Origin of the sequence: Bacillus sp. FJAT-28004 (genome assembly GCF_001280845.1) — a bacterium.
GTDB lineage: Bacteria > Bacillota > Bacilli > Paenibacillales > Paenibacillaceae > Pristimantibacillus.
The window spans coordinates 3,746,266-3,771,460 of the sequence record NZ_LGHP01000001.1; the positions used below are offsets into that span (position 1 = coordinate 3,746,266).

The 25,195-nt window shown below is 42.1% G+C and carries 30 protein-coding genes and 1 tRNA gene; 10 read left to right on the forward strand and 21 right to left on the reverse strand.

Going from position 1 to position 25,195, the window contains the following annotated elements; all coding sequences use genetic code 11:
- Positions 1-160 precede the first annotated feature (160 nt).
- From AC787_RS16290 to AC787_RS16300, 3 genes are all read left to right on the forward strand, one after another.
- Entirely contained in the window at positions 161-517 is a 357-nt protein-coding gene (locus AC787_RS16290) for a DUF4870 domain-containing protein (protein ID WP_054027102.1), read from the forward strand.
- A 284-nt stretch (positions 518-801) separates the two neighbouring features.
- Positions 802-2,121: a hemolysin family protein gene (locus AC787_RS16295; protein ID WP_054025744.1), complete on the forward strand. Its 1,320-nt coding sequence runs from the start codon at positions 802-804 to the stop codon at positions 2,119-2,121.
- Positions 2,122-2,216: 95 nt separating this feature from the next.
- Positions 2,217-2,672, forward strand: a complete 456-nt coding sequence (locus AC787_RS16300) for a CBO0543 family protein (RefSeq protein ID WP_054025745.1) — start codon at positions 2,217-2,219, stop codon at positions 2,670-2,672.
- On the opposite strand, the gene AC787_RS16305 is transcribed toward AC787_RS16300, so the two are convergent.
- Positions 2,667-3,824 carry an AI-2E family transporter gene (locus tag AC787_RS16305; RefSeq protein WP_054025746.1) on the reverse strand — a complete coding sequence of 386 codons (1,158 nt, stop codon included), beginning with the start codon at positions 3,822-3,824 and terminating at the stop codon, positions 2,667-2,669. The two genes, AC787_RS16300 and AC787_RS16305, sit on opposite strands and share 6 nt — an antisense overlap.
- Positions 3,825-3,989: 165 nt before the next feature.
- Here AC787_RS16305 and AC787_RS16310 point away from each other — a divergent pair, with 165 nt between their 5' ends.
- The 4 genes from AC787_RS16310 (at position 3,990) to AC787_RS16325 (ending at position 6,462) form a co-directional block, all read left to right on the forward strand.
- On the forward strand, positions 3,990-4,658 hold the full coding sequence (locus tag AC787_RS16310; protein ID WP_054025747.1) for a PspA/IM30 family protein: 669 nt from the start codon (positions 3,990-3,992) through the stop codon (positions 4,656-4,658).
- A 116-nt stretch (positions 4,659-4,774) separates the two neighbouring features.
- Entirely contained in the window at positions 4,775-5,176 is a 402-nt protein-coding gene (locus tag AC787_RS16315; protein WP_054025748.1) for a DUF350 domain-containing protein, read from the forward strand.
- A gap of 22 nt (positions 5,177-5,198) precedes the next feature.
- Positions 5,199-5,705 (forward strand): DUF4178 domain-containing protein, encoded by a 507-nt coding sequence (locus AC787_RS16320; RefSeq protein WP_054025749.1) that lies wholly within the window; start codon positions 5,199-5,201, stop codon positions 5,703-5,705.
- A 10-nt stretch (positions 5,706-5,715) separates the two neighbouring features.
- Positions 5,716-6,462: a DUF4247 domain-containing protein gene (locus AC787_RS16325; protein ID WP_054025750.1), complete on the forward strand. Its 747-nt coding sequence runs from the start codon at positions 5,716-5,718 to the stop codon at positions 6,460-6,462.
- 116 nt (positions 6,463-6,578) lie between these two features.
- On the opposite strand, the gene mnhG is transcribed toward AC787_RS16325, so the two are convergent.
- Genes mnhG through AC787_RS16355 form a run of 6 tightly spaced genes read right to left on the reverse strand, consistent with a single transcriptional unit; the run spans position 6,579 to position 12,373 of the window.
- Positions 6,579-6,941: a monovalent cation/H(+) antiporter subunit G gene (gene mnhG / locus AC787_RS16330; RefSeq protein ID WP_054027103.1), complete on the reverse strand. Its 363-nt coding sequence runs from the start codon at positions 6,939-6,941 to the stop codon at positions 6,579-6,581.
- Positions 6,925-7,209: a Na(+)/H(+) antiporter subunit F1 gene (locus AC787_RS16335; RefSeq protein ID WP_054025751.1), complete on the reverse strand. Its 285-nt coding sequence runs from the start codon at positions 7,207-7,209 to the stop codon at positions 6,925-6,927. Before AC787_RS16335 ends, mnhG begins: the two co-directional genes overlap by 17 nt.
- Positions 7,209-7,685 carry a Na+/H+ antiporter subunit E gene (locus AC787_RS16340; protein ID WP_054025752.1) on the reverse strand — a complete coding sequence of 159 codons (477 nt, stop codon included), beginning with the start codon at positions 7,683-7,685 and terminating at the stop codon, positions 7,209-7,211. Before AC787_RS16340 ends, AC787_RS16335 begins: the two co-directional genes overlap by 1 nt.
- Before the next feature lie 5 nt (positions 7,686-7,690).
- Positions 7,691-9,169 (reverse strand): Na+/H+ antiporter subunit D, encoded by a 1,479-nt coding sequence (locus AC787_RS16345; protein ID WP_054025753.1) that lies wholly within the window; start codon positions 9,167-9,169, stop codon positions 7,691-7,693.
- Positions 9,162-9,500: a Na(+)/H(+) antiporter subunit C gene (locus AC787_RS16350; RefSeq protein WP_054025754.1), complete on the reverse strand. Its 339-nt coding sequence runs from the start codon at positions 9,498-9,500 to the stop codon at positions 9,162-9,164. Before AC787_RS16350 ends, AC787_RS16345 begins: the two co-directional genes overlap by 8 nt.
- 2 nt (positions 9,501-9,502) lie before the next feature.
- Positions 9,503-12,373: a Na+/H+ antiporter subunit A gene (locus tag AC787_RS16355; protein WP_268760173.1), complete on the reverse strand. Its 2,871-nt coding sequence runs from the start codon at positions 12,371-12,373 to the stop codon at positions 9,503-9,505.
- A gap of 270 nt (positions 12,374-12,643) precedes the next feature.
- Here AC787_RS16355 and AC787_RS16360 point away from each other — a divergent pair, with 270 nt between their 5' ends.
- Positions 12,644-12,895: a hypothetical protein gene (locus AC787_RS16360; protein WP_152970646.1), complete on the forward strand. Its 252-nt coding sequence runs from the start codon at positions 12,644-12,646 to the stop codon at positions 12,893-12,895.
- Between the two features lie 23 nt (positions 12,896-12,918).
- Here the strand turns inward: AC787_RS16360 and rpsR are convergent, their stop codons facing one another.
- From rpsR to rpsF, 3 genes are all read right to left on the reverse strand, one after another.
- Positions 12,919-13,203 (reverse strand): 30S ribosomal protein S18, encoded by a 285-nt coding sequence (rpsR, locus tag AC787_RS16365; RefSeq protein WP_054025756.1) that lies wholly within the window; start codon positions 13,201-13,203, stop codon positions 12,919-12,921.
- Positions 13,204-13,314: 111 nt separating this feature from the next.
- Positions 13,315-13,836: a single-stranded DNA-binding protein gene (gene ssb, locus AC787_RS16370; RefSeq protein ID WP_054025757.1), complete on the reverse strand. Its 522-nt coding sequence runs from the start codon at positions 13,834-13,836 to the stop codon at positions 13,315-13,317.
- A gap of 36 nt (positions 13,837-13,872) precedes the next feature.
- Positions 13,873-14,157, reverse strand: a complete 285-nt coding sequence (gene rpsF, locus AC787_RS16375) for a 30S ribosomal protein S6 (protein WP_054025758.1) — start codon at positions 14,155-14,157, stop codon at positions 13,873-13,875.
- A 272-nt stretch (positions 14,158-14,429) separates the two neighbouring features.
- Here rpsF and AC787_RS16380 point away from each other — a divergent pair, with 272 nt between their 5' ends.
- Positions 14,430-14,612, forward strand: coding sequence for a YjzC family protein (locus AC787_RS16380; protein ID WP_054025759.1), 183 nt, complete (start codon positions 14,430-14,432; stop codon positions 14,610-14,612).
- Between the two features lie 480 nt (positions 14,613-15,092).
- Here the strand turns inward: AC787_RS16380 and AC787_RS16385 are convergent.
- From AC787_RS16385 to AC787_RS16400, 4 genes are all read right to left on the reverse strand, one after another.
- Positions 15,093-15,183 (reverse strand) — tRNA-Ser (locus tag AC787_RS16385).
- Positions 15,184-15,254: 71 nt separating this feature from the next.
- On the reverse strand, positions 15,255-15,467 hold the full coding sequence (locus AC787_RS16390) for a DUF951 domain-containing protein (protein ID WP_054025760.1): 213 nt from the start codon (positions 15,465-15,467) through the stop codon (positions 15,255-15,257).
- A complete protein-coding gene (locus AC787_RS16395) occupies positions 15,457-16,332 on the reverse strand; it encodes a mechanosensitive ion channel family protein (protein ID WP_054025761.1) in 876 nt (291 codons plus the stop codon). The genes AC787_RS16390 and AC787_RS16395 overlap by 11 nt, the downstream gene beginning before the upstream one ends.
- 32 nt (positions 16,333-16,364) lie before the next feature.
- The gene (locus AC787_RS16400) at positions 16,365-16,604 is read right to left on the reverse strand and encodes a DUF3343 domain-containing protein (protein ID WP_414730953.1); all 240 of its coding nucleotides are present in this window, start codon (positions 16,602-16,604) and stop codon (positions 16,365-16,367) included.
- 127 nt (positions 16,605-16,731) lie between these two features.
- On the opposite strand from AC787_RS16400, the gene yyaC reads away from it, so the two are divergent.
- Positions 16,732-17,340, forward strand: a complete 609-nt coding sequence (gene yyaC, locus AC787_RS16405; protein ID WP_054025763.1) for a spore protease YyaC — start codon at positions 16,732-16,734, stop codon at positions 17,338-17,340.
- A gap of 14 nt (positions 17,341-17,354) precedes the next feature.
- On the opposite strand, the gene AC787_RS16410 is transcribed toward yyaC, so the two are convergent.
- The 7 genes from AC787_RS16410 to mnmG all read right to left on the reverse strand — a co-directional run bounded on the left by AC787_RS16410 (position 17,355) and on the right by mnmG (position 24,971).
- Complete coding sequence (locus AC787_RS16410) at positions 17,355-17,837, reverse strand: DUF4446 family protein (protein ID WP_054025764.1); 483 nt, start codon at positions 17,835-17,837, stop codon at positions 17,355-17,357.
- Positions 17,838-17,864: 27 nt separating this feature from the next.
- Entirely contained in the window at positions 17,865-19,037 is a 1,173-nt protein-coding gene (locus AC787_RS16415) for an aminotransferase class V-fold PLP-dependent enzyme (RefSeq protein WP_200930716.1), read from the reverse strand.
- 104 nt (positions 19,038-19,141) lie between these two features.
- Positions 19,142-19,993, reverse strand: a complete 852-nt coding sequence (locus tag AC787_RS16420; RefSeq protein ID WP_054025765.1) for a ParB/RepB/Spo0J family partition protein — start codon at positions 19,991-19,993, stop codon at positions 19,142-19,144.
- The gene (locus AC787_RS16425; RefSeq protein WP_054025766.1) at positions 19,974-20,747 is read right to left on the reverse strand and encodes a ParA family protein; all 774 of its coding nucleotides are present in this window, start codon (positions 20,745-20,747) and stop codon (positions 19,974-19,976) included. Before AC787_RS16425 ends, AC787_RS16420 begins: the two co-directional genes overlap by 20 nt.
- Before the next feature lie 204 nt (positions 20,748-20,951).
- Positions 20,952-21,770: a nucleoid occlusion protein gene (gene noc, locus AC787_RS16430; RefSeq protein WP_054025767.1), complete on the reverse strand. Its 819-nt coding sequence runs from the start codon at positions 21,768-21,770 to the stop codon at positions 20,952-20,954.
- 587 nt (positions 21,771-22,357) lie between these two features.
- A complete protein-coding gene (rsmG, locus tag AC787_RS16435) occupies positions 22,358-23,080 on the reverse strand; it encodes a 16S rRNA (guanine(527)-N(7))-methyltransferase RsmG (protein WP_054025768.1) in 723 nt (240 codons plus the stop codon).
- 1 nt (position 23,081) lies between these two features.
- A complete protein-coding gene (gene mnmG, locus AC787_RS16440) occupies positions 23,082-24,971 on the reverse strand; it encodes a tRNA uridine-5-carboxymethylaminomethyl(34) synthesis enzyme MnmG (protein WP_054025769.1) in 1,890 nt (629 codons plus the stop codon).
- Between the last annotated feature and the right edge of the window lie 224 nt (positions 24,972-25,195).

Below are 25,195 nucleotides of genomic sequence, written 5' to 3' on the forward strand. Positions count from 1 at the left end.
TTCTTTAGTTTAGACGATAATTTGTCGAAACAGGTTACAAACCTTTTACAATGTTTTGATACCATTTTTGGATAATATTTTATAAAATAAAAAGGTCTATGGAAAAAGTATGACGAATACAATCATTGCAATAGTAGGTAAAATAGAAAGGGTGAATCTCTTGAATCAACCTCCTTCCTTACATCCAGACGGCTCATCAACAGGACTTGACCCAAAAGTAGCAGGCTTGCTTTGCTACCTGGCTGGCTTTATAACCGGCATAATATTCCTAGTGCTAGAGAAGAAGAGTCGCTTCGTCAGGCTGCATGCTGTCCAATCGATCGTCGTGTCGGTCGCTTTCATCGCCGCCAATATTTTATTAGGCTTTATCCCGTTAATCGGCTGGCTGCTAGGGATACTGCTCGGTTTGGGTGCTTTCATCCTATGGATAGGTCTCATGCTGCTCACACTACAAGGGAAGCTGAATAAGCTGCCTATCATCGGTGATTGGTCAGAGCAACAGGCTAATAAGTTTTAATATGAGGAAATGATACACTTCCTTATATTTAAAAAATGGACGGCCTACTGCCGTTCTTTTTTTTATCAATCTATAAGTTCATAAGAACTACTCATTAAACCAGGCAAATAATCTTGTAATTGCTAGGTATCGGCTAATATCATTCTACTGGCTTCTCTAAATCGGTAAAATTGAGCTTTTGCAGCCTTATAACCCTCATTCAGCGGTTTGATGAATAGGCAGAAAGTTCGTACTATTAAGTGACATCAATTAAATACGAATAAGAAGGATTGTGAATATTTATTATGGGTATAGGACTTAATCTGCTCTTAGTTGCTTTACTAATTGTGTTAACCGCTTTTTTCGTAGCTACTGAATTTGCAATCATTAAGCTTCGTTCCAGCCGTGTCGACCAGTTAGTCGTTGAAGGCAAGAAAAACGCCATTGCCGTTCAACGTGTTGTAAGCAATTTGGATGGTTACCTATCTGCCTGTCAGCTTGGTATTACGATTACAGCGCTCGGACTTGGTTGGTTAGGAGAACCTACCGTTGAAAAACTTCTTCTCCCTCTATTCGAGCAATGGCAATTAAACAGTAATGTCAGTCACATTTTGTCATTTCTAATCGCTTTTCTTTTAATCACATTTATCCATGTGGTAGTCGGTGAGCTTGCTCCCAAGAGCATCGCCATCCAAAAAGCAGAGCTTGTCAGCTTCACAGTCGTAAAGCCAATTATTCTCTTCTATAAAGTGATGTACCCTTTCATTTGGGTCTTGAACGGCTCTGCCAATGCTTTGGTTCGTTTGTTTGGCCTAAAACCGGCGAAGGAGCATGAGAACGCCCATTCAGAAGAAGAAATTCAAATCATATTAACAGACAGCCTTGAGAGCGGTAAAATTAACAATACGGAATATGGTTACGTAAATCGGATCTTTGCTTTTGATGAAATTTTAGCTAAAGAAATTATGGTTCCGCGTACGGATATGACCGTCTTATATAAGAAAAATACGCTGAAGGAAAACATGGATATCATTCGTAAAGAGCAATATACCCGCTTCCCTGTTGCTGGAGACAGCAAAGACCATATCGTCGGGATGATCAATACAAAGCAATTGTTTCTTCAATATCAAGTAAACAAAGATATTGATTTGCAAACACTTATACAGCCCGTCATGTCCGTATCTGAGGTTATGCCTGTAAAGACATTGCTAAAACGGATGCAGCAAGAGCGCGTTCACTTTGCTATCGTAGTAGATGAGTATGGCGGCACATCCGGCCTTGTGACCATTGAGGATATTTTGGAGGAAATTGTCGGTGACATTAGGGACGAGTTTGATGCTGATGAACGAAAAGATATCGAAATGCTGTCAGATTCATCTTATCTGCTTGATGGCAAGGTGTCACTCACCGAGCTGGGCGACCTGATAGGCGCCGAGCTTGAGCATGAAGAGGTTGATACGGTCGGCGGCTGGCTATATAGCGAAATGGACGAGGCAAAGCCAGGAAAACAATTTGGCTTTCATAATTTGACCTTTACCGTTCGCGAAGTAAGCAAACATCGCATTAATAAAGTCGAGTTAACGATTGGTCCACCTGTTCACCTCCTCAAACCTGAGGTTGGCTAAACTGAAAAGGAAGGCGCACCCAGCGCCTTCCTTTTTTTACGTATGCTGTTTTGAATTAAGGACACTCTAATTAAAAATGTACAAGAAAGGAATTTATGATGCTTATCAATATTATTTTCGGGTTCATTATTCCTTGGATTGCCGGTATATACTTGGGTAGAAAAAGCCCCAAAACCTTGCTTCTCATCTTCCCCATTGGAGCAGTTACTTCCATGGTCATCAACTCTTTTGGATTTCAACTAATGTTTTGGGATTTCACGCCTCTCATACCCAATGATGAATCCGTATCCGCTTTGCCGCTGGATATCGGTCTTTACCCCCTACTTGCATGCTTTATGATCTGGCTGATCAATTCCCGTCCAGTAAATACAGCACTGGTCATGTTTTTGTTCATACTGGGTACTACACTACTTGAATTTATGGCATTATTAATCGGCAAAGTATCCTACGGCAACGGCTGGAACATAGGATATACGTTCCTCTCCTATTTGCTTGCTTTTGGAATCGTATTTATATATTACAAGCTGCTTAAGGGATACCGCTTATTATAACGACTTCCCGCCGTTCTTCTCTTCTTCATAAAGAAGGGAGCGGCTTCTAAACCATTCGAACAAATGAATCACAATGACCTTGATGACCGCATAACCCGGCACGGCAAGTACAATGCCTGCAAGGCCAAATAAATTGCCTGCTGTCAAAATGACAAAAATAATGGTGATCGGATGGATATGCAAGGTTTTGCCCATGATCTGCGGCGAGATGAACTTGCCTTCGATTAATTGAACAATGGTCCAAATAACCACCATCTTCAGGAGCATGACGGGCGAAGTCACCATAGCGACAACTAGAGCTGGTGTAATCGCAATGGCTGGTCCTAAATACGGGATAACGCTTGTGCATGCAGCAACCAGAGCAAGTACAAGCGAATACTCAAGACCAATAATTAAATAACCGATATATAATAGCAGCCCGATACAGAAGCTTACTATAATTTGCCCTCTGATATAGCTGCTGACTTGTCCGTTCATCTCTGCCATAATTCGTTTCGTATGCGGCTGCAGCTTATTAGGCAGGACACTAACGATCGTTTGCGGCAGCTTTTTGCCGTCCTTCAGCAAATAGAACAATATAAACGGAAGTGTCAATATCGCAAGAATAACCTCTTTGAGCGCTCCGACAAAGGAACCTACACTTGCTAACGTTCCATTCAGAATGGAAGTCGCTTGCTCCGTAATATTGGATGTTAACTTCTCCGGATTTAAATTAAACCACTCTTGCATCTGAATAAACCCAGCGCTGTCCATAACTTCCTCAAATTTAAGCCGCAATTGCTCTCCGTATTTAGGGAAACTGTTCACAAAACTCACGGCTTGCCCGTTTAGTATTGGAATGACTATGACCAGCAATATTGTAATCAGTCCTGCGCCAAGCAGGAACAGCATAACAATAGAATATACCCTTTTGACTCCTTTGCGTTCTAAGAAATCGACGGCTGGATTAAGCAAGTAATAAGCAATTCCCGCCAATATGACCGGCAGCAGCAACGTCTTGAGCAGCACGGTTACGGGTGTGAAAATGTATGAAATTTTCGTCAGCACCATAATATTAAGTCCAACAAGTAACAAAACAAGCAGAAATAATACGAACTTGTTGTTCAAAATAAATTTTTTAAACCGCTCGGTTCCTGTTTTGCTATTTTCCATGGTCATGCTCCCTCTTTTCTTCTCATACAGGTGATCATTTTGGTTTATTGTAGCATTACTTCAAATAAAAACGCGAATGACATGAGTTCTGCATATACCTGCAACTTCCCGCTTCCTTTTAGCGTAATATAACTTATGTGTACTACGATCCTAGGAGGGATTTCATTGTCCATATTTAAACGTCTACGCGACCTTACTTTATCGAATGTATATGCTCTAATTGAGAAAGCGGAAGACCCTGTTAAGTTGACCGATCAATATATTCGCGACATGCAAGAGGATCTGGCGGACGCCGAGAAAGCAGTCGCAGCGCAAATTGCCATTGAGAAGAAATTTAAGCAGCTTTATGAAGAACAAGCACAGCTGGTAGAGAAGCGTGGCGAGCAAGCTCACCTCGCAGCACAAGCACAGAACATTGAGCTCGCTCGTCGTGCCTTGGAAGAGAAGAAATCAACCGAACAGAAATCGACGGAGTACAAAGCGAGCTTTGATCAGAATAAATTGCTCGCAGATAACCTGCGCGGCAAGCTTGATGAGATGCGCCAGCAGCTGACTGAACTTAAGAACAAGCGTGAGACACTCGTCGCTCGTTATAATGCAGCCAAAGCGCAAACAGAAATCAATAAAGCAATGTCAGGCTTCGGTACCGATTCAGCTGCGTCAGGCATGAAGCGCATGGAAGAGAAAATGCTGCAAATGGAAGCGCAAGCTGAAGCCAGTAATGAGATGAGCTCTAAGGGAAAATCGCTTGATGCTGAGTTTGAGAAGCTTGGCAAGGACAAAGCGGTCGAAGATGAGCTTGCCGCTTTGATGAAGCAATACGAGAAACAATAATAACCCATTCACATCATAAATATCGTATAGTGTGACCGCTGGTGGTACAAATCGGAATGCCGGTTTTAACCGAATGCGGTCATTTTTATAAATTGGAACCTATGGAGGAACTCACGATGTCTTGGATTGATCTTATTCGAATTCCGATTTGGACAGGTGCTGGAGCGATTTTATTAGTTATCATCATGTTTTTGGATTCGCGCTTTACGAAGTACAATGATTTGCAGGAGATTAAAAATGGAAATACCGCGGTAACGACACGTTTTGTACTTAAGCTATTTGCACAGGCGTACATATTGTCCCAATCTATCAGTAAATCAAGTGAAATGTGGGAAGCTCTAATCATCTCGCTCATCTCCTTCGTTTTGTTGCTCATACTAGAGTGGATCGTCGAGAAAATTGTCATTGCTATAAGCGGTATGAAGCTGGAGCAAGGTATTCATGAGGGCAAAGTCAGCTACGCGTTGTTCGCAGGCTCCCTGCATGTCGCTGGCGCATTGATTATCGGATCTATTTAACTATTTAGAAGGAGCATATAAGATGAGCTTGTTCAAAAGAATCAAAAACCTAATTACCCCTGTGGAGCCGCCCATCGCTGAGAAAAGCATAATGACATTGTCCCCTGGCGATGCTTGCGAGGTTTCCTTAATCACTTACAACGTTACAGGCAGAACACATAATCGTGCTCGCAACGCCATTGTCCTCACGCTGCAGGATGGCATAACCATTCGTTATTTAACGATAGAAGAACGAGAGAAAACGGTCTTTGCGCTTTATGACTCGATTGACGGGCGCCTGGAGTCGATTGACGAGGTACCTACGATTTTGGAGCTGGATGAACGCAATTATCATATGGAGGAGCAATTCTCCGGTTTAATTACAGCGGTCGGCAAAACGCCTTACATGCAGGGAGGCGAACAACACGTCTGGCAATATCAATCGGATGATATGAAGCTGCTTCGTATCGAATGGCAAAACGGGCGCTTCATGCTCTATGAAGGAGAAAGCGTTCTGCCTGCAGATGTGCGCGTGCTGCGCGGAGGTTAGGAGGATAACGATGAACAAATGGTGGCATCAATCTTTGAAATACCTGCTTCTACTTAGCTTTATCATCCCTCTTCTCACAGCATGTGCCGTTTCGGATAAAGTTAAGGAGCAGTATCCATTAGAATCAGTCAATGGTTCTGGCAATCAAACCTCCTACGTATATCGTGCCGAAAATCGCTCTGTTCCTGACGTCGCTTCGGATTTTAACGAGCAACGTAAACCGAAGCAGCAGAGCGAAGTAAGTACAGAGCGAATGTTTCTCGTATATTCTGATGAAGTCATTGATTTGCAGCAAGCCCCTGATGCACCAGAAGATACGCTGATTGAAATTAACTCAACGGAATATGTACGCCAGAATTATAGCTCAAGCTTTCTCCAAGCCTACTTAATTGCCAGTGTACTAGATGATCTGTTCGACAAGGGCAAATATGGCAGCGGCAAATACCGAGGTTACTCGTCGAAGGATACGTACAAGCCTAAGACGACTTACCGCATACCTACCATCGATGATAAGAAGCTTGCACCACCCGTTACGGTTAATCGTACCGGTTCGGTAATGAGACGCTCCAAAGATGCGAGTGTATCCTCCTCATCGACCAAAGCAAGCTCGAACACCATCACGACTAAGCCCGCTACGAAAGGCAAGATTGTGAAAGACAATAAGCAAAAGAGCAGCTCAAGCAAAGTATTTACCAAACCACGAACGTCCAAACCATCCGTCAAGGCCGGCAAAAGCAGAATTTCACGGCGACGCTAAAGCCAGCCATGATCGCTCACTTCAAGCAAAAATGCCTTCAGCGTCCTCTGGATGCTGTAGCAGCTTTGACGGAAAAGTAAAAGAGCAGTATCCTCTTCTTGGATACTGCTCTTTTATTATGCTTGTTCTTTTTTGGACACATCCTTCAAATCATCCTGTATGCTTTTATTCCATAATGGCACTCCTGAGCGATATGCCGCTCTTCCATTCAAATGCCCGGCAACCGGTCCCGTTATGAATACAAACACTATACCTAACAGCAGCTTTGCACTCGTATGCTCCAAGTAAATCATAAAATATAGGAAGGCGGCCACCAGTATGAATAACACCCCAAGCGTTGCGCTTTTGGTTGCTGCATGTGATCTTAAATAAACATCGGGAAGCCGAATTAATCCAAAGGCACTTAAAGCGCCAATTAAAGCGCCAAACAAAACCATTAGCCCTATAATTAGCTCCCCTGCCTTACTTATCATCTCCATGTTCAAAGACAACACCTCTTTCAATATATCTTGCAAAAGCTGTTGTGCCAATAAAGGTCAATATCCCGATCAATAATATAATATCGAAATAATTTTGTGTTTTTAGCAGCATGCAAATGACCGCGATCATCGATAATAAAATAACGCCGATCGTATCCAGGGCAGCAATCCGGTCTGTTATCGAAGGACCTTTAAGCAGCCGGTACATACAACCCAAAATAGCTAGCGATAGTATAACTAATGATGCAACAAGCAAAGTCGACAGCATTACCGGGTCACCTCCATAATCGCTTTTTCAAAAGAGTCCTTGATCTGCTGCGAAAGCAGCTCCGCATCGTCCATATCCATCGCATGAATATATAATGTTCGTCCATCATTGGATACGTCGAGTGTCAGCGTCCCAGGTGTTAAACAGATGAGGCAAGAAAGTACTGTTATTTCCCAGTCTGACTTGAGCTCGGTTTGCAAGGCGAAAATACCCGGACGTATGGCAAGCTTAGGACGAACGATTAATCCAATCACAACAAAGCTTGAAATAAATAGTTCTTTGATGAACAAAACGAGCAGCTTAATAATCGCCCATATTTTCTTCATATAGAAGTCATGCGGCCAAAAACGGCTGAGCAGACCTATAAATATAATACCGATAATATAGCCAACGATGAACCGAGGAGCTGACCAATCATTATGAAGAAACATCCATACAAAAGAAATGATTAAGTTTAATAAGATTTGCAAAGCCATCTCATCTACTCCTTTAATACGGCATCGATATACTGCGCCGGATTGACAAGCGTATGCCCTGCTTCAGAAACGAATTGATACACCCACTCCGAACCGATGCCCATTACAACCACAATCAAGCATAAACTCGCTGCGGAAACGGTAAATCCTTTATTCATCACAGGCAACGAATCAGCGTTTTTCATTTCTGCTCCCCAGAATGCAGCCATAAATATTTTGATCAAAGAGTAGAGCACGATGAAGCTTGAGGCAAGCGACACGGCTGTAAGCCAGAAATATTTTTCTTGAAAACCACCCATAATGATAAGCAGTTTTCCTGTAAATCCACTAAGCGGAGGAATTCCTGCAATGGCTAATGCGGCGATAAAAAACATCCAGCCCATAAGCGGATAACGCTTGATTAGCCCTCCCATTTCCTTTAAACGACCTGTTCCTGCTACATACATCAGCATCCCTCCGACTATAAAGAGGAGTGCCTTCGCAATCATATCATGCAGCAAATAGAAGACGACTCCGTCTAATGCATCCTTCGAGCTCACCGCTAAACCAAATGCAAGAAAGCCAACGCTAATGATGACATTATAGTTCAAAATACGATTAATATCGGAATAAGCAGCTGCTCCGAAAGCACCTAAAACCATTGTTGCGGCGGCCATCCAAGCCATCCAATTATGCGTAATGACGGGTTCATGGTAAAAGATAAGCGTAAATGTCCGTATAAGTGCATACAAACCTACTTTAGTGAGCAATGCACCAAACAATGCGGATACCGCTACTGGTGGCGCACTATAGGAGCCTGGCAGCCAGAAAAATAAGAACAGTCCCGCTTTTAGCGAAAACACGATCATGAACAATATCGCAATCACGTTCAATACGCCAGTCTGACCCACCTCAGCAATGCGTTGTGACAGGTCCGCCATATTCAATGTGCCAACAACACCGTACAAATACGCGACAGCTGCTACAAATAACGTTGAGGATAAAATATTAATTAATATATATTTCAACGTTTCCCGAAGCTGCTTCTTCGTTCCTCCAAGCACAATAAGCGCGTAGGATGAAATGAGCATAACCTCGAAGCAAACAAATAAATTAAATAAATCCCCTGTTAGAAAAGATCCGCTCACACCGACTAGCAGAAACTGATAAAACGGATAAAAATAATATCTTTCTCTCTCCTTGCCGATCGTACCAAATGCAAAGAACAAGCAGCAGGTGCCTACAATAGTTGTCGCCAGAACAAGCAACGCGGCAAGCATATCCCCTACGAATACAATGCCGTATGGCGGAAGCCAGCCTCCCATATGCAGTGTTTGAATGCCATCTGTTTTCACCTGATAGAGAAGGACTATAGCTGCAGCCATATTGAACAGCATACCAATCACGCTGATCCAGCGCTGCAGGGCCGCATTATTTTTAAAAAACAAAAGGATGACTGCCGTGCACAAAGGGATAAGAAGCGGGAATACAAGCAGATTATTCATCATCATTCCCCCTGAGCTGCTCCATATCATCAGTACCCAGCTTCTGGTAAGCCTTATAAGCGAGTACAAAGAAAAAAGAGGTCACGCCAAAGCTGATTACGATAGAGGTTAGAATCAGAGCCTGCGGCAGCGGATCGACATATGTTTCCGCCTTTTCACCAAGCAGCGGCGCAGCTCCTGTTTTCAGTTTGGACATCGTAAGCAGCAGCAAATGAACACCATGCGTAAGAATAGAGGTTCCCAAAATGATACGCAGCAGGCTTTTAGATAAGATCAGATACACCCCGACTGTAAAAATGACACCGATTGCGAGCGACATATATAATTCCATAGCTACTTATCCCTCCCTATCGTTAAAATGATGGTCATCGTCACGCCTATAACGGTCAAATATACCCCTAAATCAAATAGCATTGCCGTAGCAAGCTCCGTGTCGCCAAGCAGCGGCAGCTCGAAGTGACCAAAGGCATGACTGAGAAAAGGTGCATCAAATAAGAAAGAACCTATTCCCGTCAATATGGCTATCGTAAGCCCAATCGCTGTTAATACTCGGAAATCGATACGAATAACTTCACGCATCGTCTGCAATCCAAAGGCCATCGTAAGCAAAATAAATGCAGCCGACGCCATTAGTGCGCCGATAAATCCTCCGCCTGGGTGGTTATGTCCTGCAAACATCAAGTACAGGGAAAACGTCAGTATAATGAAGATAACGACTTTCGCTATCGTCTTAAGAATCACATCGTTGCTTCTTATAACTGAAAACGCCAGCTTCCCTCTATTGCTTTGCTTAGGAAGCAGCACGCCTTCATCCTCTGTATCCAGCTTCAACTTGATCATCGCATAAATACCAAATGATGCTATGGCAAGGACGACTATTTCAAGCATCGTATCGAAGCCGCGGAAATCAACGAGAATGACGTTAACTACATTTTTTCCACCGGCTAATTCATAGCTCTCTTTTAAGAAAAAGTCTGATATGGAATCAAATGAACGACTCCCGCTTGCACCAAGCGCAATTAAGGTCATCATAATACCCACACTAAGTGCAATAACAAAGTTAGATAGTCTAAACCGAAGGGCTGCTATTTCCTTGCTTAACTTCGGCAAATGATAAAAACAAAGGAGAAACAGCGTCACCGATACCGTCTCTACAATCATCTGTGTTAAAGCCAAATCAGGGGCTTGGAAGATGACAAAAAATAAAGTAACCATATATCCCGCAGCACCAGTTAGAATAATAGCCATCATTCTCGACTTGGTGAACGGTATAGCAATAACCGATATGACTAAGACGATAATAATAACTGCTTCGTATATGGAGATAGGAGCAAAATCCGAGTACTGAAACACATTCACCTTCTCTTGGATCATCGTTAAACCGAGAGATGCTATTAGAAATACAAAGATGTACATCAAATAGTGGCGAATGGAGCCAGTCATATAACGGTTAGTCAAACGATTGGAGCCTCTATCCAAAGCACGAAGTCCCCCATCATACATTTGGTTCAATGATATGTGATCGAAAAGCGGTTGATTGACCCATTTGATTCGTTGATGAAACTTGAATAATAGGGTCCCCGCTAAAATAACCCCCATCGTCATAAATATTTCAGTTGTCCAGCCATGCCAGAATGGAATAGACACTAGGAAATGCTCCCCGGGCAGCAGCAAATTCGGATGAATGGCGGCCATGGCCGGTTCAATCAATGAGTACGCAATCAGATTTGGAAAAAAGCCGATTACAATAACTAAAGAAGCAAGAATTACCGGGGAAATAAGCATTCCTATTGGCGCTTCATGCGGCTTCTTGGCCAATTTTTCAAATTGTGCTGGTCCCGTAAATGTTCTAAATAGCAGAATCATGCTGTATACAAATGTAAATATACTAGCAATCCATGCCATAACGGGAATGATGGCTAGCAAAAATGATACATTGAAAATATCCAGCTGCTTAATATTGAGCACCGCTGTAAAAAACATTTCTTTGCTCAAAAAACCATTAAATGGCGGCAAGCCGGCCATCGAAAAGGTTCCAATGAGTGCGATAGAGAAGGTTATCGGCATTAAAGCCATAAGACCGCCTAGCTTGCGAATGTCCCTCGTCCCTGTTTCATGGTCAACGATCCCGGCTACCATGAACAAAGCACCTTTAAACACGGCATGATTAATCAAGTGAAAAATCGCCGCCATTGTTGCTTTTGCATAAAAGAGTGAATCCGTACTTCCTGTGTAGAAGGCAGCCGCCGAACCAAGGCCGAATAAACTCATAAGAAGGCCGAGCTGGCTAATCGTTGAGAACGCGAGTAATGATTTTAAATCTGTCTGCTTCATGGCTCGGAAAGAGCCGTAAATCATTGTCACAAGACCAAAGAAGGAAACGAGCCAGAACCATGCCGACTCTCCAGAGAAGATTGGACTAAACCTTGCGACTAAATATAAACCTGCTTTAACCATCGTGGCTGAATGGAGATACGCACTAACTGGGGTCGGAGCCTCCATCGCATCTGGCAACCAAATATGAAACGGAAACTGAGCAGATTTCGTAAACGCACCAACAAGAATCAATAACATCGCTGGTAAAAACAATGTATGGCTGTTCAGAGTATCCATACTGCCGATAATCTCACGAATACTAAAGGTGCCTGACATCACGTACAGCAGTACAAATCCAGCCAGCATGGCAAGCCCGCCAAATACAGTAATGAGCATTGATTTTAATGCGCCATATCTTGATTTCTCTCTATGATTCCAGAAAGCGATCAGTAAGAATGAGGAGATGCTAGTTAGCTCCCAGAAACCATACAGCACAATAAGGTTATCTGATAGCACAACCCCCAGCATAGCTCCCATAAATAGAAGCAAATAAACATAAAAGGACGATATAGCTTCCTTATTTTTATCCAAATAGTAAATCGAATAAAGGACGACTAACGAACCAATTCCCGTAATTAATAAGGCAAATAATAAACCCAAACCGTCCAAATAAACGGTGAAATTGACTCCTAATGAAGGAATCCATGGGATGGTTGCTGATAGACTCTTTCCACTTTGAATCGCTGCTATTTGCCATAAAAAATAACTAAACAGCAGAATAGGCAAAGGAAGAATAATCCACCCTGTATGAACCTCGCGCAGCAGCTTTCGCAGTAAAGGACTAATAGCAGCCATTATAAATGGTAAAATGATGACGATAGACAGCAAAGATACTCTCCCCTTCCTCTACAAATGACTTCCTTATCTTTTCCATATTTCTATAAAAGTACTTCCATTTCTGCCGGAACCTTAAAAAAACGCAAAAAGAGCCCGCTGTTGGCAGGCTCCTCCGATAAAAAAAGTTCATTTAGTTGTGTTTTGACTACGCCTTAGTATATCGTTCAAGTCTAATATTGTCAAAACAAATTGATGAATGGTATGGCTGGGAGAATGAAAATGGATGAAATGGGGATTACTCTTACTAAAGGAGTGATCATCATGCTGAATACAAAAATAGCGATCAGCTCATTCATTTTTGTTCTGATTTTAGTTGGCGCATGGCATTTGGATAATCAAATGGACGAGCAACGGAGCAAACAGCTGAATCCTGCATCCTTGCAGCACTATAAAATATATTCAGCACATGATTCCATCCATCAATTGGAACCCTTTTCACCTTATTTGCCCCGTGAATATATGCGAATCATTCAATTTGGAACACAAAAAAAGCCTACTGAGAAATCTCAGTAGACTTTCTGATTCCAAGCAGCGACCTATTCAGTCGTGTAAGGAAGCAATGCGATTTGACGTGAACGTTTAATTGCGATTGTAAGCAAGCGTTGGTATTTCGCGCTTGTTCCAGTCACACGACGTGGCAAGATTTTGCCGCGCTCGCTAATAAACTTTTTCAACAAATCAACATCTTTATAGTCAATTTTAGAAATTTTGTTTACAGTGAAGAAACAAACTTTACGGCGTTTGTTGCGTCCGCCTTTACGTCCGCTGAACTTACGTTCTGGACGCTCGTCGCCACCGTTATCTCTTTGCTTGAAAGCCATGATAGGTATCCTCCTTATCGTTGAAAATATTACAATTACACAACAGCTTTATATCTCAATAAAGGCTGTGCAACTGCTCCATTGACATGTGCAGCCTGAGCTACACCATTATCAAAATGGCAAATCATCCTCTGATATATCAATCGGGCGTCCGTCATCCTGAAACGGATCACGGCTGTCGTTACGTGAGTTATTACCAGATGGACGGTTACCGCTGCTTTGGGACGCATTGCCGCCGAAATTACTTCCACCGGTGCTTGTACCGCCGCTGTAGCTGCTTCCACCCTCTTCACGCGATCCACCGCCATCTTTGTTGGATTCCAAGAACCGAACGTTATCAGCGATAACTTCCGTCACGTAGACGCGTTTGCCTTCGTTGTTCTCGTAATTCCGAACTTGAATGCGACCTTCAACCGCTGTTAAGCGGCCTTTGCGCAAATAGTTGGCGCAAGTCTCGGCCAGTTGACGCCATGTTACAACCGGAATAAAATCCGCTTCACGCTCACCTTGACCACCGCTTGTAAACGGACGATCTACCGCTAACGTAAATTGTGTAACTGCGACACCTGCAGGTGTATAGCGAAGCTCTGGGTCTCTCGTCAATCTACCAATTAGTATAACACGATTCAACATCGTTTCTGACCTCCCAATCGAACAATCCAGCGTGGATTAAGCGGCGTCTCTGACGATCAACGAACGGATAACTTCATCCGTAATCTTCATGATACGGTCAAGTTCATTCACAACTTCAGTTGTTGCGTTGAAATGAACGAGTACAAAATAACCATCACGAAGCTTGTTGATTTCATACGCAAGACGACGTTTTCCGCTCACATCTTGCTTTGTGACTTCTCCGCCATTGGAGATAATGCCATGGAATTTGTCAACGATCGCTTGCAAGGCTTCTTGCTCAACGTCTGGACGTACGATGTACATTACTTCATATTTGCGCATATTGTTTCACCTCCTCTTGGACTAACGGCCCCATAAATGGAGCAAGGAACGAGCTTCTGCTCGCATCTCTATACTATATCAAATCTGATCGCCCATGACAAGCGAAAATAACCGTTGATGAAGCATTGGGAGCAAATAGTGGTTATCGATCCATTTTATAGCCGTTATCTGCTACTCATGCAAATTCCACTGCCTGCAAATACTACAACATGAAGGGATAGATCAAGTGTACTCCTCTATCCGCTCTAATTAAAAGCTGGAGGTTGATCATAATGGGTGAAGGTACAATGTTTTCGCCGGGCGACAAAGCTCCGAATGATGGCACATACATCGAGGACGGTGTAAACTCATTTCATATGGGTATCAATAATCCGAAGAAGGTCAAGCTTAGCAAGGGACAACGTTTCCCTGACACAACTAATCACGAACGTAAATGGAAACGAATGGGTCATTAATCTTTTTTCTTGTTTTGAATAATTATGTTTCACTTTGGCCATTCTAATTTTTGACGGTGTAAGAGAGGTGTGGTTCCATTGAACCATTTCGGCAAACGCAGAGACTATACCCGTCCAAAAACGGATTAGCTCTCATTGCGTGAGGATTTCGTCCACTCAGTAGAGAAGCGGAGGGTTGTGCCAAAGACACTTGTCTGTAACACACGCGCATTCGAGCATTGATACGTTTACCGTTCAAACGGCCCGCGTATGATTGTGCTCAAAAGGATTTAATGAAGCAATTGCTGATTTGTTCCGATTGACGAATGAAGTTTCAAAAGCTTGTAGTGAGAATTGATCGACTCAGCCATTAATCACCGTCAGGAAGAGAGCTCGCAAGAGCTCTCTTTTCTTTGCTTTCTGTTCCTTTTATATTTCCAAATCCATTAATAGATACAAAAAAACGGTTCCTCTGAAGGAACCGTTGAATGTTTAATATAATGGCGGAGAAGGTGGGATTCGAACCCACGCACGGTTTGACCCGCCTAGCTGATTTCGAGTCAGCCCCCTTGGGCCTCTTGGGTACCTCTCCGCATGTAAAAATTATTGTATCATAGAGCTTGTCAACGCGCAAGTATTTCCTAAAAATTACTTAATCGCAGCTTAAGTTAAGCCTTCTTCAGAGGCCTTAGAGCGCAGCACCTTTTTCATGTTCTTCTCGAATTTTGCTCTTGGTATTAGAACGCTGTGCTTACAACCAACGCATTTAATTCGAATGTCCATCCCCATTCGAATGACTTCCATTTCATTAGAGCCGCATGGATGCTGTTTTTTCATTTGAACAACATCACCTAGCTCAAATTGCTTACGCTCCATCTTTTTCGCCTCCCTTTCCATTGCGATGATAAGTGACCATTCGAGGATATGGAATTTCGATACCACTTGCATCTAATGCCTTCTTAAGTTCCATATTTAATTTACGAGATACGATCGGATGCGTATTCGGTCGACACTCAGCAATCACTCGAAGTGTTACCCCTGTCGGAGCAATGGCCTGTATGCCAAGCACTTCCGGTGCATTAATTAAATTCTCATCTTGCATCGTGATCATTGTATGACGAATGACCTCAAGAGCCCGATTTACTTCTTCCTCAAATGCAATAGAAATGTCGACTACAGCAATGCTATTATTTATCGAGAAATTCGTTACCTCATTAATCATACCATTGGGGACAATATGGACTTCTCCGGTCCAGCTCTGGATACGAGTCGTCCTTAAGCCGATAACTTCCACAGTCCCTTTAAATTGTCCAGTCTGGATCACATCACCGACAGCGAATTGATCCTCTAGCACAATGAAAAATCCCGTTATGATATCCTTTACCAAGCTTTGAGCGCCAAACCCGACAGCAAGTCCAAGTACGCCTGCTCCTGCGAGCAATGGCCCTAAATTAATCCCGAACTCGGACAATATGAGCATAATGGTAATAAAATAAACGACATAGGAGGCTACATTTTTCATTAGCTTGCCTACCGTTGTCATTCGTCTTGTATGGTTGATCAACATCTTGTTCTCACGCTCTAAAATAATTCGGTCAATGGTTTTATGTATAACCCATAAAATAAATCGCCCAATAAATAAGAACATGATTATTCGCAGTGCAGAACTCCCAAATGCCTGCCATAATTCATTATTTGTCAACCAATCAACAAATTCATCATATCGTCCTCTGATTGACATTGTAATTCCTCCTTTATCAAACTTTACTGTAGTTACATGTCTATTTGCTCGTAACCGGCATCAATTGGCTTAAATATACCTCTGACCTCCACGTTTTCCTGCACAATAACTTCCTTTACCATTAACAAGTCTTCTTCTGGAAAATGAATAGATAATGCGCAGCCGGCTGTAATTTCCTTCGGCGTGGGACATATGTCAATTTCAATTTCTGCGTATTCGAGCAGCATTTCTGCACGCAATGCTTGCTGAGTTGAATCGAAGGCAATTAACACAAGCAAGACCCCCATCAAATTATCATGACAAACTTACTTGGCAAACAAAATATCAAAACTATCTGACGTATAAAATGGTTGTCCTATCCATATACTAGTAGCATATCGGTATAATCGGAGGGATTCTATGAAGCTTTCATTTATTAAAGAGACGCCTTTGAAGGTACCCTACACCACCGCAAACGTTATTGGCATGCTAGTTAATCGCCTTACAGCTATGCTCGAAGAAATGGCTGCTACCCGTCCCATCGTAGTCGTCTGCGTAGGCACGGACCGTTCAACGGGAGACTCTTTAGGACCGCTGATTGGAACCTCATTATCGAAATACCGCAGTCCTCATTTTTCACTATTCGGCACACTGGAGAATCCGGTTCATGCTATGAATTTAGATGATACCCTTATTGAGATCAATCGGCGGTTCCACAAGCCATTTGTTATCGGTATTGATGCATGCCTTGGTCAAGTATCCAGCGTAGGCAGCATTCAAGTTGGTGTAGGCCCCGTACGTCCTGGTGCTGGTGTCAACAAGGATCTTCCTCCCGTTGGCGACATTCATATTACAGGTATCGTTAATGTAGGCGGTTTTATGGAGTATTTTGTGTTGCAAAACACTCGTCTGCATCTCGTCATGAAAATGGCCGACATTATCTCGCTCAGTTTATTTACTGCTATTGCAAACAATGCCCATCACATAACCAGCGCTCTCGATCAAACTGCTGCTTCAGATAACATTTAAAGCGATTAACCCTGCTATTTTGCTTCTAAAATAGCTTTAAGTTCTTCTGGAGTTAATGGATAATCTGATTGGCCTTTTTCAAGCGGCTTCGCATAGATATAACTGTTTTCTCTATTGTGAATACCCGAGAATACAGCTCCATCCTTCTCATCATTTATAATTGCGATTGAAAAGCTTAAATTACTACCCTGTTCGGCAAAAGCATTGTAGCGAATAACGCCCACTTTTCCTTTTTGCTTGGTCAAAGTAGATTGCATTTCAATTATTTGTGCCTTCATCTGCGTATTCGCCTGCTGCTGGTCAGCAAGCTCTTGCTTCAAATCAACGATGACATCCTCTATGTTCGTCACACCTGTGTTCCCCATGACTGCTGTGTATTGCTTTCTCAGCTTTTTCAGCCGCCTGCCTAGTACGCCTATCCAAATGATTAATACGATGGTAAATAGCGCTATGACCACCGTAACTGCATTCATCGGATTTGATGTCCAATCTTCCATCTTAGTTGCTCCGCCCCCAGTTCATTGCTAAATCCCATATTGCTGTGCAATCTCTTTTATTGCATCTGTTAACGCATCAATTTCTTCATTCGTCGTATAAACACCGACACTTGCTCGTATTGCTCCTGTTTCTAATGTACCTGCACATGCATGTGCGAGTGGAGTGCAATGAAATCCTGCTCGCACAGCAATTCGGTAATGCTGATCCAATATGAATGATAGTTCAGACGGATCAACACCTTCCAAATTAAAAGCCACAATTCCTGTTCTCTGCTCACCAAGTTCTGGGCCCAGTATTTTGACTCCTTTGACTGGTTCAAGATCATGAATAAGTCTCTGAGTAAGCATCCATTCCTTAGTATGGATATTGTGCACCGTCTCATTCAGAACATACTGAACACCGGCTTTGAGACCCGCCAAGCCCGGTGTATTTTGCGTGCCTGCCTCGTAACGATCCGGTCTCACTTGAGGCTGCTCTACAGCCTCTGATTGACTCCCCGTCCCACCATGCAACAAAGGCACCAAATCAAGCTCAGGATCGATGTATAGCCCTCCTGTGCCTTGTGGACCAAGCAATCCTTTATGTCCCGGAAAAGCCAGCATATGAATGCCCATTGTTCTTACATCTATAGGTAAAATACCTGCACTTTGCGCGGCATCGACTAACAATTTAATTCCATGCGTTCTTGTTAGTTCAGCTATATCCGCAACAGGCATAATTGTTCCTAAAAGGTTTGAACTATGATTTACAATAGCGAGTGTTGTGTTGGGGCGAATCGCAGAAGCAACATCATCGATGTTTATATTTCCACGTTCATCCGAATCTACATATGTCACTTCGATACCTATCGTTTGTTCTAGAAAATATAACGGTCTTCTTACTGAGTTGTGTTCAACTGAGGTTGCAATAACATGATCTCCAGGCTTCAACCAGCCTTTTATCGCCATGTTTAATGACATCGTTGTATTAGAGGTGAACGCAATATCATTTGGATTTTTTATGTTAAACAGCTTTGCCAATTGTTTGCGTGTTTCAAATAGTATACGGCTTGCTCGCACAGCCATAGCATGGCTGCCTCTACCCGGATTAGCAGCGTCGTTTAACATTGCATTAACGACTGCTTCTGTTACCGCAGGAGGCTTAGGCCAAGAGGTTGCCGCATGATCCAAATATATAACTGATTGGTTATTATTACTCACGAATATCACACCTTTCCTAGCTACCTGCTCACAACAATGGCATACCTTAGTTTAATCTTTCAAAAGCAAGATTACAACTAAGGTATGCCATTGTTTGGTATAGTCTATGCCATGTATTGAAGCAATTCTAGCAAACGTTCCAAATCCTGTTTACTATAGTATTGAAGCTCAATTTTCCCTTTATCTTTTTGCTGTTTTATTTTCACTGTCGTTTTAAATCGTTCACGCAGTGACTCCTCCAAATGGTCAATATACGGATCGCGTTTTTTCTGACTAGGCTTCGTTGTGTCTTCCGGTTGCTTCGAATCTAGCTTCTGAATCGCCTCTTCAAGTTCACGAACACTCCACTCTTGAGAAACGGTAAGATCTGCTAATTCTTTCTGCACTTTATCATCTTTAATACCGACCAACGCTCTAGCATGACCCATAGAAATTGTTCCACGTGAAACATTGTCTTTTATTTCAGTTGGCAATGAAAGCAAACGCACAAAGTTCGCAATATGTGATCGAGACTTACCGACCTTCATGGATAGTTCTTCTTGTGTAAGCTTGAACTTGTCTATGAGAGCTTGATAAGCTATTGCAACTTCAATTGCATTTAAATCTTCACGCTGTAGATTTTCTATTAAAGCAATCTCCATTACCTGTTGATCAGTAAACGATCTTACTACAGCAGGTATTGTAGCATTCCCACAATATTGCGAAGCACGGAAACGTCTTTCACCTGCTATTATTTCGTAGCCTTTCAATACAGTACGAACGATAATAGGTTGAATGATGCCATGCTGCTTAATGGATTCTGCTAATTCCTTAATGGAATCCTCATCGAATGTTTTCCTCGGTTGATACGGATTAGGTCTCAGTTGGGATAATGTAATTTCAATCACTTTATCATCGTCATTCACAGAAAGCGATGGGATAAGCGCATCCAGCCCTCTACCTAGCCGCTTGCTCATACATAATCACTTCCTTTGCGAGTTCAAGATAAACTTCTGCACCTTTAGAACGCGGGTCGTATGTGATAATAGCTTGTCCATGTGATGGCGCTTCACTTAAACGAACATTACGTGGAATAATGGTTTGGTATACTTTTTGTTGGAAATATTTTTTTACCTCTTCAATAACTTGAATTCCCAGATTAGTTCTCGCATCAAGCATGGTCAAAAGAACACCTTCAATTTGAAGCGATGTATTCAAATGCTTTTGAACGAGTCGAACGGTATTGAGTAGCTGACTCAGACCTTCAAGAGCATAATATTCACACTGAATAGGAATAAGAACAGAATCTGCTGCAGTTAACGAGTTTATCGTTAGAATACCAAGTGACGGAGGACAATCAATAAGTACATAATCGAAATCATCCTTAACCATGTGCAAAGACTTTTTCAAACGCAGCTCTCTTGATATTGTCGGCACCAATTCAATCTCGGCACCAGCAAGTTGTATGGTTGCTGGAATGATTTTTAGGCCAGGGACACTTGTCTCACACATTGCATCTTTTGGATGGACTTCATTAATGAGGACATCGTAAATACAGTTCGTTACGTCTCCTTTGTTAATACCGAGACCACTCGTCGTATTCCCTTGTGGATCAATATCTACTAGCAGCACTTTTTTACCAAGTGATGCAAGACAGGCAGCTAAATTGACAGACGTTGTCGTTTTTCCGACACCGCCTTTCTGATTGGCTATTGCAATTATTTTCGACAAAACCGGCTCACCTCTATGTGTACAACTTTTATGTGCTACTTGAGATCCAATAAAAAAAATATGTTAGAAACTTAAAACTAGCCATTCATTACGAACCAAATATTTGTAGCTCATAAAATATAAAATCAGCTACAAATGGCATCGCCGCCCTCAGTGAGGGCGGCACAAATAAACATTAAATTATTCTATTTTATGATTTGAATTTTATCTTTTAGGGATCTGGATCGTAATTTCATAATGATCTTCATGATCCTTTTCATTCGTCTTAATTTGTAGACCAGAACCAGAAACCATTTCAATCGATTGTCTGATTGTATTTAGCGCTAGACGTACATCCTTTGTAAAGGAAACACGTTTCGCTTTCTTGAGTTTTGTTGATTCTTTCAGAAAAGCAATTCTAACCTCGGTTTGTTTAACATTTAAATCTTTAGTAATAATTTCATCTAAAACTTTAAGCTGCAATTCTTCATTATCTAGCGACAATAAAGCCCTTGCATGTCGTTCCGTAATCTTCCGTTCCATTAAAGCCATCTTAATCGTATCATTCAACATTAACAATCTCAATTTATTGGCAATAGTCGATTGACTTTTCCCAAGCCGCTGAGCCAAGCTTTCTTGTGTTAATTGATGAAGCTCGATTAATTTTTGATATGCAATCGCTTCCTCAATAGCCGATAAACCTTCTCTTTGAAGATTCTCTATTAGAGCAATAGATGCCGTTTGTGAATCATTAAATTCGCGAACAATTCCAGGAATGGTATCATAACCAAGTTTGGTGACCGCACGCCAACGACGTTCCCCTGCTATAATTTCATATCTTCCATTACGCATACGAACAACGATTGGCTGAATAACACCGTGCGTTTTTATCGTCTGACATAATTCTTCAATTCGGTCATCATCAAAAATCGTCCGCGGCTGAAATGGGCTTGCGTCGATTTCTTGAATCGGTATTTGCCGAACTTCTTCTTGCGGTATGCGCTGCTCGGACAGGCCGAACAATCGAGAAAATTGTTCTTTCATATCGATAATTACCACCCGATCATGAGATAAACCTTGTTATTAATCACTTCAAATGAAACCATTTTCTCCATCTTAGTGATGGAAATCATGCGATTCATACAAAATGTAAGCATCCACACTAGCAAACTAGTTGGACGCCTCTATTCTATTAAAAAGCAATTACAAGGTTTTTGCAATAAATACGCTTCAGCAGTAAGATTGGTTCATTGCCAATTGGATTATTTCGGTTACTAGAACCTCTCTCAGGTAATAATCGTCAACTGCACGGCGAACATCCATAACAAAATTCATTCGGAAATGATAGGAGAGGCTTTAGTTAAAATATAATCAGGTATGGCTGTAAAGCTTGATACGATGCTTATATTTGACCGTGGTACGAACAACTATTTGTCTCATAAAGACAGTAATTGGTTTCGTCTATGTAACGGTATCGTCCAGTCTCTTCATCTACTATAATAATTCGACTATCACTGGACGATCTCCTGCTTTGACATCATTTTAGAACAAATAATTGTTATAAGAAAATGGAAGTTCTTTTCCCCAAGTAACCATTTGCAAAATGTTTCACGTGGAACATTGGATGCCAGCTACATAAGTGGCTGCTTTAGTGGAGTGCCTGCTTTTCTAGGATATTTTCGCGGAGTAGCATCTAGCTTCTCTATTAAAATAATATGTCGCTCTGATTGTTCGTTTGGTAGAGATAACTGATGCTGTGATTTGATTTTTCCTTTTAGCTCTCTCAGGCTTAAAGATGCCTCCCGAACTTCTTCATCGGATTGCGATCCTTTCATTGCAGCAAACAATCCACCTTTTTTTACGAAGGGCAAACAAAATTCATTTAAAACATTTAATCTCGCAACTGCCCTTGCCGTTACTAAATCATACTTATCACGGTGATCTGGTAATTGTGCAATATCCTCGGCCCGGCCATGCAGACATAAAACTTGGTCCAAACCAAGCTGTTCCTTCAGATGCGTTAGAAATTGAATTCTTTTATTTAAAGAATCAACAATCATGATTTGCAAATGGGGAAAACAAATCTTCAAAGGTATACTCGGAAAACCTGCTCCTGAACCAATATCTGCAAGCTTGCGCACACTGTCCATTTTCGTATAGAAAGAAAGAGAAACGGAATCATAAAAATGCTTTTCGTATACAGCATCACGTTCTGTAATGCCGGTCAAATTCATTTTCTCATTCCACTCAACAAGTAGACGATAATAGATTTCAAATTGATCAAGCTGAACGGGAGAAAGCGGAATGCCGCTCTCTTCCATTCGTTTTGTAAACCAGTTTAATGTTTCATCCATATTATGATCCTCTCGCTGCAGTAACACGGTTATAATGTTCCAAGTAAACAAGCAGTATGGAAATATCAGCTGGTGTAACTCCGGCAATACGAGATGCTTGCCCGATAGAAAGCGGTCTGATAACAGAAAGTTTTTGCTTCGCTTCAGATGCTAAGCTGCGAACATCACTATAATCAATGTCATCGGGAATACGTTTTTTCTCCATTTTGTTCAACCGAGCTACCTGTACAAGCTGCTTCTCAATATAACCTGCATATTTGATTTGAATTTCAACCTGTTCCTTCATTTCCTCCGTCATTTCTGGAACCGAAGGTACAACGGTTTCTAACATCGCATAAGTAACCTCAGGTCGACGAAGCAACGACAACGCGTCTGTCCCGTGCTCCATTGGTGCCGTACCTGCTGCTATTAGCATTTCATTCGCTTGATCAGGTTTTACTTTAGTTCCGCGTAGACGTTCAATATCAATTTCAACTAATTCTTTTTTACGCAAAAATTTATTGTAACGTTCCTCCGAAATAAGACCAATTTCGTAGCCTGTTGGCGTTAAACGCAAATCTGCATTATCATGACGAAGCAATAATCGATATTCCGCTCTTGAAGTAAGCAAACGATAAGGATCGTTTGTTCCCTTCGTAACAAGATCATCAATCATTACACCAATATAGCCATCAGCACGACCGATAATTATTGGTTCTTTTCCTTGTACCTTGCGCGCAGCATTAATGCCGGCCATAACGCCTTGCCCTGCTGCTTCCTCATAACCGGATGTTCCGTTAATTTGTCCAGCTGTGAATAGACCGTCGATCACCTTAGTCTCCAAAGATGGCCACAGCTGTGTAGGAACTACCGCATCATACTCAATCGCGTAACCGTTGCGCATCATCTCAACTTTTTCCAAACCTGGTATAGAACGTAAAATGCCTAGTTGTACATCTTCCGGCATACTTGTCGAGAGACCTTGCACATAATACTCAGATGTATTTTTACCTTCTGGCTCTAAGAAGATTTGGTGCTTTGGCTTATCCGCAAAACGAACAATTTTGTCCTCGATGGATGGACAATATCTTGGACCAGTTCCCTCAATTGCACCTGAGAACATTGGCGCACGGTGAAGATTATCATTAATAATCTTGTGCGTCGCTTCAGATGTATAAGTTAACCAGCAAGGCAATTGTTCGTTTGTTGAAGATTCCGTTTCATGCGAGAAAAACTTAGGTTTATCGTCGCCAGGTTGAATTTCTGTTTTCGAGAAATCAATCGTATCCTTGTGAACACGCGGCGGCGTACCTGTCTTGAAGCGTACAAGCTCCAAGCCATGTTCCTTCAAGCTTGCAGAAAGTCTAACAGATGGCTGTTGATTATTTGGCCCGCTCTCATACATCAGCTCGCCCATAATAATTTTCCCGCGTAAATATGTGCCTGTTGTAACAACAGTTGTCCGAGCACGATACTCCGCACCCGTTTTCGTTACGATCCCCAGACACTTTCCATCCTCAACAATAAGCTCTTCAGCCATACCTTGTCTTAAGGTCAAATGAGGTGTTTCCTCAATCGTCTTCTTCATTAAATGCTGATAATCAAATTTGTCAGCTTGCGCACGCAGTGCATGCACGGCTGGACCTTTGCCTGTATTAAGCATCCGCATTTGAATAAAAGTTTTATCAATATTACGTCCCATCTCACCGCCGAGCGCATCAATTTCACGCACCACATGACCTTTAGCCGGTCCCCCGATAGATGGATTGCATGGCATGAAAGCAACCATGTCTAGATTTATTGTAAGCAGCAGCGTCTCACAGCCCATACGCGCAGCCGCAAGTGCAGCTTCACAGCCCGCATGACCTGCTCCAATGACGATAACGTCATATTCACCAGCTAAATATCTCATTGTCCTTCACCCTCCTAAAGGTTTTCGAAGAAAACCACTTCGTAAGCATTAACCTAGGTTTTCGAAGAAAACCACTTCGTAAGCATTAACCTCGATTTTCGTAGAAAACCTATTTCAAAAGCATATTGAAGGCTTTCATAGAAATTCTTCAATATGCTTCTTCTATTCATAGAATCCTATCTTGATTAGAATAACGTTATGAACGATATCCTATTTTCTTAACT

Coding starts and splice junctions, on each gene's coding strand:
- AC787_RS16320 (WP_054025749.1), top strand. CDS start 5,199: ATGAGCTTGTTCAAAAGAATCAAAAACCTAATTACCCCTGTGGAGCCG.
- AC787_RS16345 (WP_054025753.1), bottom strand. CDS start 9,169: ATGAATAATCTGCTTGTATTCCCGCTTCTTATCCCTTTGTGCACGGCA.
- AC787_RS16360 (WP_152970646.1), top strand. CDS start 12,644: ATGCTGAATACAAAAATAGCGATCAGCTCATTCATTTTTGTTCTGATT.
- AC787_RS16315 (WP_054025748.1), top strand. CDS start 4,775: ATGTCTTGGATTGATCTTATTCGAATTCCGATTTGGACAGGTGCTGGA.
- AC787_RS16340 (WP_054025752.1), bottom strand. CDS start 7,685: ATGGCTTTGCAAATCTTATTAAACTTAATCATTTCTTTTGTATGGATG.
- AC787_RS16325 (WP_054025750.1), top strand. CDS start 5,716: ATGAACAAATGGTGGCATCAATCTTTGAAATACCTGCTTCTACTTAGC.
- yyaC (WP_054025763.1), top strand. CDS start 16,732: ATGAAGCTTTCATTTATTAAAGAGACGCCTTTGAAGGTACCCTACACC.
- noc (WP_054025767.1), bottom strand. CDS start 21,770: ATGAAAGAACAATTTTCTCGATTGTTCGGCCTGTCCGAGCAGCGCATA.
- rpsF (WP_054025758.1), bottom strand. CDS start 14,157: ATGCGCAAATATGAAGTAATGTACATCGTACGTCCAGACGTTGAGCAA.
- AC787_RS16410 (WP_054025764.1), bottom strand. CDS start 17,837: ATGGAAGATTGGACATCAAATCCGATGAATGCAGTTACGGTGGTCATA.
- AC787_RS16350 (WP_054025754.1), bottom strand. CDS start 9,500: ATGGAATTATATATGTCGCTCGCAATCGGTGTCATTTTTACAGTCGGG.
- mnhG (WP_054027103.1), bottom strand. CDS start 6,941: ATGGAGATGATAAGTAAGGCAGGGGAGCTAATTATAGGGCTAATGGTT.
- rsmG (WP_054025768.1), bottom strand. CDS start 23,080: ATGGATGAAACATTAAACTGGTTTACAAAACGAATGGAAGAGAGCGGC.
- rpsR (WP_054025756.1), bottom strand. CDS start 13,203: ATGGCTTTCAAGCAAAGAGATAACGGTGGCGACGAGCGTCCAGAACGT.
- AC787_RS16335 (WP_054025751.1), bottom strand. CDS start 7,209: ATGCTGTCGACTTTGCTTGTTGCATCATTAGTTATACTATCGCTAGCT.
- AC787_RS16395 (WP_054025761.1), bottom strand. CDS start 16,332: ATGTCAATCAGAGGACGATATGATGAATTTGTTGATTGGTTGACAAAT.
- AC787_RS16305 (WP_054025746.1), bottom strand. CDS start 3,824: ATGGAAAATAGCAAAACAGGAACCGAGCGGTTTAAAAAATTTATTTTG.
- mnmG (WP_054025769.1), bottom strand. CDS start 24,971: ATGAGATATTTAGCTGGTGAATATGACGTTATCGTCATTGGAGCAGGT.
- AC787_RS16295 (WP_054025744.1), top strand. CDS start 802: ATGGGTATAGGACTTAATCTGCTCTTAGTTGCTTTACTAATTGTGTTA.
- AC787_RS16420 (WP_054025765.1), bottom strand. CDS start 19,993: ATGAGCAAGCGGCTAGGTAGAGGGCTGGATGCGCTTATCCCATCGCTT.
- AC787_RS16380 (WP_054025759.1), top strand. CDS start 14,430: ATGGGTGAAGGTACAATGTTTTCGCCGGGCGACAAAGCTCCGAATGAT.
- ssb (WP_054025757.1), bottom strand. CDS start 13,836: ATGTTGAATCGTGTTATACTAATTGGTAGATTGACGAGAGACCCAGAG.
- AC787_RS16300 (WP_054025745.1), top strand. CDS start 2,217: ATGATGCTTATCAATATTATTTTCGGGTTCATTATTCCTTGGATTGCC.
- AC787_RS16390 (WP_054025760.1), bottom strand. CDS start 15,467: ATGGAGCGTAAGCAATTTGAGCTAGGTGATGTTGTTCAAATGAAAAAA.